This is a genomic window from Sphingopyxis sp. KK2, from assembly GCF_001990265.1.
Lineage (GTDB): Bacteria > Pseudomonadota > Alphaproteobacteria > Sphingomonadales > Sphingomonadaceae > Sphingopyxis.
The window spans coordinates 1-6,245 of record NZ_LYVN01000185.1; the positions used below are offsets into that span (position 1 = coordinate 1).

7 protein-coding genes are annotated in these 6,245 nt (G+C 67.5%); all 7 read left to right on the forward strand.

Annotation, left to right across the window (positions count from 1 at the left end; all coding sequences use genetic code 11):
• Nucleotides 1–37 precede the first annotated feature (37 nt).
• Nucleotides 38–553, forward strand: coding sequence for an acetolactate synthase small subunit (gene ilvN / locus B1A78_RS19680; RefSeq protein ID WP_077148583.1), 516 nt, complete (start codon nucleotides 38–40; stop codon nucleotides 551–553).
• A gap of 94 nt (nucleotides 554–647) precedes the next feature.
• Nucleotides 648–1,688, forward strand: coding sequence for a ketol-acid reductoisomerase (ilvC, locus tag B1A78_RS19685; RefSeq protein WP_077148584.1), 1,041 nt, complete (start codon nucleotides 648–650; stop codon nucleotides 1,686–1,688).
• An 83-nt stretch (nucleotides 1,689–1,771) separates the two neighbouring features.
• The gene (locus B1A78_RS19690) at nucleotides 1,772–2,383 is read left to right on the forward strand and encodes a DUF6151 family protein (protein WP_077148585.1); all 612 of its coding nucleotides are present in this window, start codon (nucleotides 1,772–1,774) and stop codon (nucleotides 2,381–2,383) included.
• A 73-nt stretch (nucleotides 2,384–2,456) separates the two neighbouring features.
• Nucleotides 2,457–3,593 carry an 8-amino-7-oxononanoate synthase gene (locus tag B1A78_RS19695; RefSeq protein WP_179102106.1) on the forward strand — a complete coding sequence of 379 codons (1,137 nt, stop codon included), beginning with the start codon at nucleotides 2,457–2,459 and terminating at the stop codon, nucleotides 3,591–3,593.
• Entirely contained in the window at nucleotides 3,590–4,198 is a 609-nt protein-coding gene (bioD, locus tag B1A78_RS19700; protein ID WP_077148587.1) for a dethiobiotin synthase, read from the forward strand. The genes B1A78_RS19695 and bioD overlap by 4 nt, the downstream gene beginning before the upstream one ends.
• 180 nt (nucleotides 4,199–4,378) lie before the next feature.
• On the forward strand, nucleotides 4,379–5,635 hold the full coding sequence (locus B1A78_RS19705; protein ID WP_077148588.1) for an adenosylmethionine--8-amino-7-oxononanoate transaminase: 1,257 nt from the start codon (nucleotides 4,379–4,381) through the stop codon (nucleotides 5,633–5,635).
• A gap of 248 nt (nucleotides 5,636–5,883) precedes the next feature.
• The coding region (locus tag B1A78_RS22840; RefSeq protein ID WP_179102107.1) for an SIMPL domain-containing protein at nucleotides 5,884–6,245 on the forward strand (362 nt) is incomplete at its 3' end.

A 6,245-nucleotide genomic window follows, 5' to 3' on the forward strand; every position in this document is an offset into this window, starting at 1 on the left:
CCTAGCCCCTCCCGCCTGCGGGAGGGGGAGTAAAGCCATGAAAATCAAGACCGAAGCGGGCGAGCGCCATGTGCTCGCCGTCACCGTCGACAACGAGGCGGGCATTCTTGCCAAGATCACCGGGCTTTTCTCGGCGCGCGGCTATAATATCGAAAGCCTGACCGTCGCCGACATCAGCGCCGATCATGCGCTGTCGCGGATCACCATCGTCACCTCGGGCCCGCCCGCGGTGATCGACCAGATCATCGCGCAGCTCGACCGCCTCGTGCCCGTCCACAATGTCGTCGACCTCGCCGACCAGGGCGCGCATGTCGAACGCGAGATCGCGCTCGTGAAGGTCGCGGGCACCGGCGACAAGCGCATCGAGGCGCTCCGCATGGCCGACGTCTTCCGCGCCAAGGTCGTCGACACGACGCTCACCAGCTTCATCTTCGAAATCACCGGGACGAGCGACAAGGTCGACCGCTTCATCGCGCTGATGCGCGAATGCGGACTGGTCGAGGTCGGCCGCACCGGCGTGGTCGCCATCGCCCGGGGGGCGGAGGCCGTATAACAGTGTTAACATCGGGGATCGACAAGGGTCGCGCCCCACTCTCCCAAACCAACTCACCCCCGCGCGGGGCCAAAGGACTAGAAGGGGTCTTCCAATGCAGGTTTATTACGATCGCGACGCCGACCAGGATCTGATCAAGGGCAAGAAGGTCGCCGTCGTCGGCTATGGCAGCCAGGGCCATGCCCATGCGCAGAATATGCGCGACAGCGGCGTCAAGGAGGTCGCGATCGCGCTCCGCCCCGGTTCGGCGACCGCGAAAAAGGCCGAGGCCGCGGGCTTCAAGGTGCTTTCGAACAAGGAAGCCGCCGAATGGGCCGACGTCATCATGATCGCCGCCCCCGACGAGCATCAGGCAAAGATCTACGCCGACGACATCGGCCCGAACATGAAGCCCGGCGCTGCGCTCGCCTTCGCGCACGGCCTCAACATCCACTTCGGCCTGATCGAGGCGCGCCCCGACATCGACGTCTTCATGGTCGCGCCCAAGGGCCCCGGCCACACCGTGCGCAGCGAATATCAGAAGGGCGGCGGCGTCCCCTGCCTGATCGCGGTCGCGCAGGAAGCACAGGGTGCGGGTTCGTCGGGCAACGGCTTCGCCAAGGCGCTGGCGCTCAGCTACGCCTCGGCGGTCGGCGGCGGCCGCAGCGGCATCATCGAAACGACCTTCAAGGAAGAGTGCGAAACCGACCTCTTCGGCGAACAGGCGGTGCTGTGTGGTGGCATCACCCACCTCATCCAGGCGGGCTTCGAAACGCTGGTCGAGGCGGGCTATGCCCCCGAAATGGCCTATTTCGAATGCCTCCACGAAACCAAGCTGATCGTCGACCTCCTCTATGAAGGCGGCATCGCGAACATGCGCTACTCGATCTCGAACACCGCCGAATATGGCGACATCAAGACCGGCCCGCGCATCATCACCGAAGAGACCAAGAAGGAAATGAAGCGCGTGCTTCAGGACATCCAGTCGGGCCGCTTCGTGAAGGATTTCGTGCTCGACAACCAGGCCGGCCAGCCCGAGCTGAAGGCGAGCCGCAAGGCCGCCGCCGCGCACCCGATCGAACAGGTCGGCGGCGAACTGCGCGCGATGATGCCGTGGATCGCCAAGAACCAGCTCGTCGACAAGTCGAAGAACTGACGGGAATATCCTCCCTGTGGCCACAGGCCACGGGGAGGACCAACGGCCTTCCGCATCGGCGGACGACGCGCTAGGACCGGAGCATGGCCTCCGACCTCGCCTTCGCATGCCGATGCGGCGCCGTTTCCGGGACGCTGCGCGATGTCGGCCCCGGTCAGGGCGACCATGTCATATGCCATTGCACCGACTGCCAGGATCTGACGCGCCATCTCGGCCACGCCGATATGCTGGACGCGCATGGCGGCAGCGCGCTCTACCAGTCGCGCTGCGCCAAAATGCGCCTCGACACCGGCCGCGATCGGCTCGCCTGCCTCCACATGACCGACAAGCCGACCCTGCGCTGGTACGCATCCTGCTGCGGCATGCCCTTGTTCAACACCTACGCCAACGGCCGGATACCGTACATCACGACCCAGCTCGCGGCGTGCGACCCGGCGAAGCGCGATGCGCTTACCGGCCCGCCGCTCGGCCATTTGTTCACGCAGGACGGCAGCGGCGACACCAGCGCGCTGCCGAAAATGAGCATGGGCCGGCTGATGCGCCGCTTCTTCCCGCGCATGGTCAAGGACATGATCTCGGGCGATCGCCGCCGCTGCGCGCTCTTCGACCCCGCAACGCTCGAACCGGTCGCCCCGCCCCGCCGCCTGACCGCCGAAGAGCGGCAGGCGCTGCGATCGGGCGGCGCGATACCGTAACGGAATCCGTCACTCGCGCGGCGACGGAAAGCCCGTTATGGCGCCTCGCGACAATCTCCGCAGCAGGAACAAGATGGTGACCTCCCCCTTCGCCGCCCATCACGCCGATCTCGCCGGCCTCGCCGCCGAAAGCCGCCGCCGCGCGCTTGCCCCACGCGCCGGCCTCGACTTCGCGTCGAACGACTATCTCGGCCTCGCCGCTTCCTATCTGCTCAGCGAAGCGCTGACCGAGGGGCTGCGCCGCGGCATCCCCGCCGGCTCGGGCGGCTCGCGCCTGCTGCGCGGCAATCATGCCGAGCATGAAGCGCTCGAAGCGCACGCCGCGCGCCATTATGGCAGCGACGCCGCGCTCTTCTTCCCCACCGGCTTCGCCGCCAATGCCGCGCTGTTCGCCACCCTGCCGCAACGCGGCGACCTCGTCGTCCACGACGAGCTGATCCACGCCAGCGCGCATGACGGGATGAAGCTCGGCCGCGCCGACCGCGCCGCCGCCGCGCACAACGACCCGCAATCCTTCGCCGACGCCATCGCCGCTTGGCGCGCGCGCGGCGGCACCGGCACCCCGTGGATCGCGGTCGAAAGCCTCTATTCGATGGACGGCGACCGGGCCCCGCTCGCCGATCTCGCCGCCGTCGCCGACCGCCATGACGCGGTGCTCGTCGTCGACGAGGCGCACGCAACCGGCGTTTACGGCCCCGCCGGACAGGGCCTCGCGCATGACATCGCGGGCCGCGACAATCTCGTCACCCTCCACACCTGCGGCAAGGCGCTCGGCTGCGAGGGCGCGCTGCTCTGCGGCCCGCAAATCGTCCGCGACTTCATCGTCAACCGCGGCCGCCCCTTCATCTTCTCGACCGCGCCCTCGCCGCTGATGGCGTGGCTCGTCCGCCAGGCGCTCGAAATCGTCGCGAACGAGCCCGAACGCCCCGCGCGCCTGCACGAGCTCGTCCGCCACGCCGAAACGCGCCTCGGCACGCTCGGCGTCCCCGCCAGCGGGTCGCAGGTCATCCCCGTCGTCATCGGCGACAACGCCCGCACGATGCGCATCGCCGGCGCGCTGCAGTACGCGGGCTTCGACGTGCGCGGCATCCGCCCGCCCACGGTGCCGCATGGCACCGCCCGGCTGCGCGTCGCGATCACGCTCAATGTTGACGAGCGTAACATCGACGTACTGGCCGATACGCTCGCCGGCGCGATGGCCGCCGCATGACCCGCTTCGTCGTCACCGGCACCGACACCGGCATCGGGAAAACCATCTTTTCCGCGGCTTTGGCGCAGGCGACCGGCGCGCCCTACTGGAAACCGATCCAGTCGGGGCTCGAGGAGGAAACCGACAGCGAGGTCGTCGCGCGTCTCGCCGGCGTGGCCGTGCTGCCCGAGGCATGGCGCCTCGTCACCCCCGCCTCGCCGCATCGCGCCGCCGAAATTGACGGTGTCAACATCGACGTCGAAACGCTCGTCCCGCCGCCCGGAAATCTGATCGTCGAGGGCGCCGGCGGCGCGCTCGTCCCGGTGACGCGCACCACGCTCTACGCCGATCTCTTCGTGAAATGGCAGCTCCCGGTCATCGTCTGCGCGCGCACCGCGCTCGGCACGATCAACCACAGCCTGCTGACGATCGAGGCGCTCAGAAGCCGCGGCGTCCCCATCTACGGCCTCGCCTTCCTCGGCGATGCGGTCCCCGACAGCGAAGCGATCATCGCCGAAATCAGCGGCGTCCGCCGGTTGGGCCGCCTGCCGCTCATCGACCCGCTGACGCGGGAAAATCTGGTGCAGGCCTTCGTTGCAAACTTTGACCTCTCCGATTTCACTTAACTTCGTCACCCCCACGAAGGCGGGGGGCCAGCTTTCTTCTCCTTTTTTCTTTTCTTCATGCCTTTGCGCCTTTGCGTGAAAACAGAAGGATCTTACGCAAAGGCGCAAAGGAACGAAAAAGGAAAAAGCTGGATTCCCGCTTTCGCGGGAATGACGAACGCGGGTAGAGGAACGCTCGACATGACCGCATCCCAATCCCCCATCTGGCACCCCTTCACCCAGCACGGCCTCGGCGACACCATCCCGCTCATCGCGCGCGGCGAAGGCGCGCGCCTCTACGACGCGAACGGCCACTACTGGATCGACGCGATCTCGAGCTGGTGGGTCACCACCCACGGCCACGCGCATCCGCGGATCATGGCGGCGATCCGCGACCAGTCGGAAAAGCTCGACCAGCTCATCTTCGCCGGCTGGACGCACGAACCCGCCGAAACCCTCGCCGCCGAGCTCATCCGCATCACCCCCGACCCGCTCACCCGCGTCTTCTTTTCGGACTCGGGGTCGACCAGCGTCGAGGTCGCACTCAAGATGGCGCTTGGCTATTGGTACAATATCGGCGAGCCGCGCAGCCGCATCCTCGTCCTCGAACATAGCTATCATGGCGATACGATCGGCACGATGTCGGTCGGCGAGCGCGGCGTCTACAACCGCGCCTGGCAGCCCCTGCTGTTCGATGTTGACACTGTTCCCTTTCCGCATGAAGGCATGGAACGGGCGACGCTCGACGCGCTCGAAGCCGCCTGCTCAAAAAAGCCCGCAGCCTTCATCGTCGAACCGCTGATCCTCGGCGCCGGCGGCATGCTGATCTACCCCGCTTGGGTGCTCGCCGAGATGCGCGCCATCTGTTCGCGCCACAATGTGCTCTTCATCGCCGACGAGGTGATGACCGGCTGGGGGCGCACCGGCACGCGCTTCGCCTGCGACCAGGCCGGCGTCATTCCCGACATCGTCTGCCTGTCGAAGGGGCTGACCGGCGGCGCGATGCCGCTCGCGGTAACCCTCTGTATCGAGCCGATTTTCCAGGCGCATTGGTCGACCGACCGCGCGAAGACCTTCTATCATTCGAGCAGTTACACCGCGAACCCGATCGCCTGCGCCGCCGCCGCCGCCAATCTCGCCATCTGGCGCGACGAGCCGGTGCAGCATCGCATCGACACGCTCGCCGACGCGCAGGGCGCGCATCTGTCGATGCTCGCGCACGACCCGCGCGTCGAAAACCCCCGCCGCCTCGGCACCATCGCCGCCTTCGATATCGCCGCGCGCGACGCCGGCTATCTCTCGAACCTCGCCCCGCGCCTGATCGCCTTCTACCGCGACCGCGGCGTCCTCCTCCGCCCGCTCGGCAATACGGTGTACGTCATGCCCCCCTATGGCATCACCCCCACCGACCTCGCGCAGGTATGGGACGCGATCGCGGCATCGCTGGATATGGGTTGAGGGTAGTATCCTCCCTGTGGCCGAAGGCCATGGGGAGGGGGACCGCTCGCGAAGCGAGTGGTGGAGGGGCCAGCAACGTTGCGTCATGGCCCCTCCGTCAGCGCTTCGCGCTGCCACCTCCCCATCGCTTCGCGACAGGGAGGATTCAAGGACCGTCCCTTTCCCACCCAAAAGCCCCGCAATCGCCGATTGACGCCGGCGCCCGCACCCGACAGCCTGCGCGCACAACCATCGGGAGGGACTCGCCCATGATCGCCGCACGCCGCACCATTGCCGCCCTGCTCCTCGCCGCGCTCGCCGCGCCGGCCCAGGCACAGGACGACGCCACCGGCTTCGCCATGTTCGGCGACCCGCGCGTCGATGCCCCCGTCACCAGCTTCCAGCTCCGCGAGGTCGTCACCGCCCCCGCCGATATCGCGCGCTTCACCGTCGAAATCGCCAGCGACGACAGCGACAGCCCCGAAGCCGCGCTGCGCGCCAACAGCGCGAAAGCCAATGCGGTGATCGCCGCGCTCAAGGCGCAGGGCCTGACCGAAACCGATTTCAAGCCCGGCCGCGTCATCGTCAGCGAACGGCGCGGCGGGCGCAGTTCGTCGGTGCGCGGCTATAC

What these genes read in the sequence shown, in the direction of transcription:
- ilvC (WP_077148584.1), top strand. Translation starts at nt 648, where the DNA reads ATGCAGGTTTATTACGATCGCGACGCCGACCAGGATCTGATCAAGGGC.
- B1A78_RS19695 (WP_179102106.1), top strand. Translation starts at nt 2,457, where the DNA reads ATGGTGACCTCCCCCTTCGCCGCCCATCACGCCGATCTCGCCGGCCTC.
- B1A78_RS19690 (WP_077148585.1), top strand. Translation starts at nt 1,772, where the DNA reads ATGGCCTCCGACCTCGCCTTCGCATGCCGATGCGGCGCCGTTTCCGGG.
- ilvN (WP_077148583.1), top strand. Translation starts at nt 38, where the DNA reads ATGAAAATCAAGACCGAAGCGGGCGAGCGCCATGTGCTCGCCGTCACC.
- B1A78_RS19705 (WP_077148588.1), top strand. Translation starts at nt 4,379, where the DNA reads ATGACCGCATCCCAATCCCCCATCTGGCACCCCTTCACCCAGCACGGC.
- bioD (WP_077148587.1), top strand. Translation starts at nt 3,590, where the DNA reads ATGACCCGCTTCGTCGTCACCGGCACCGACACCGGCATCGGGAAAACC.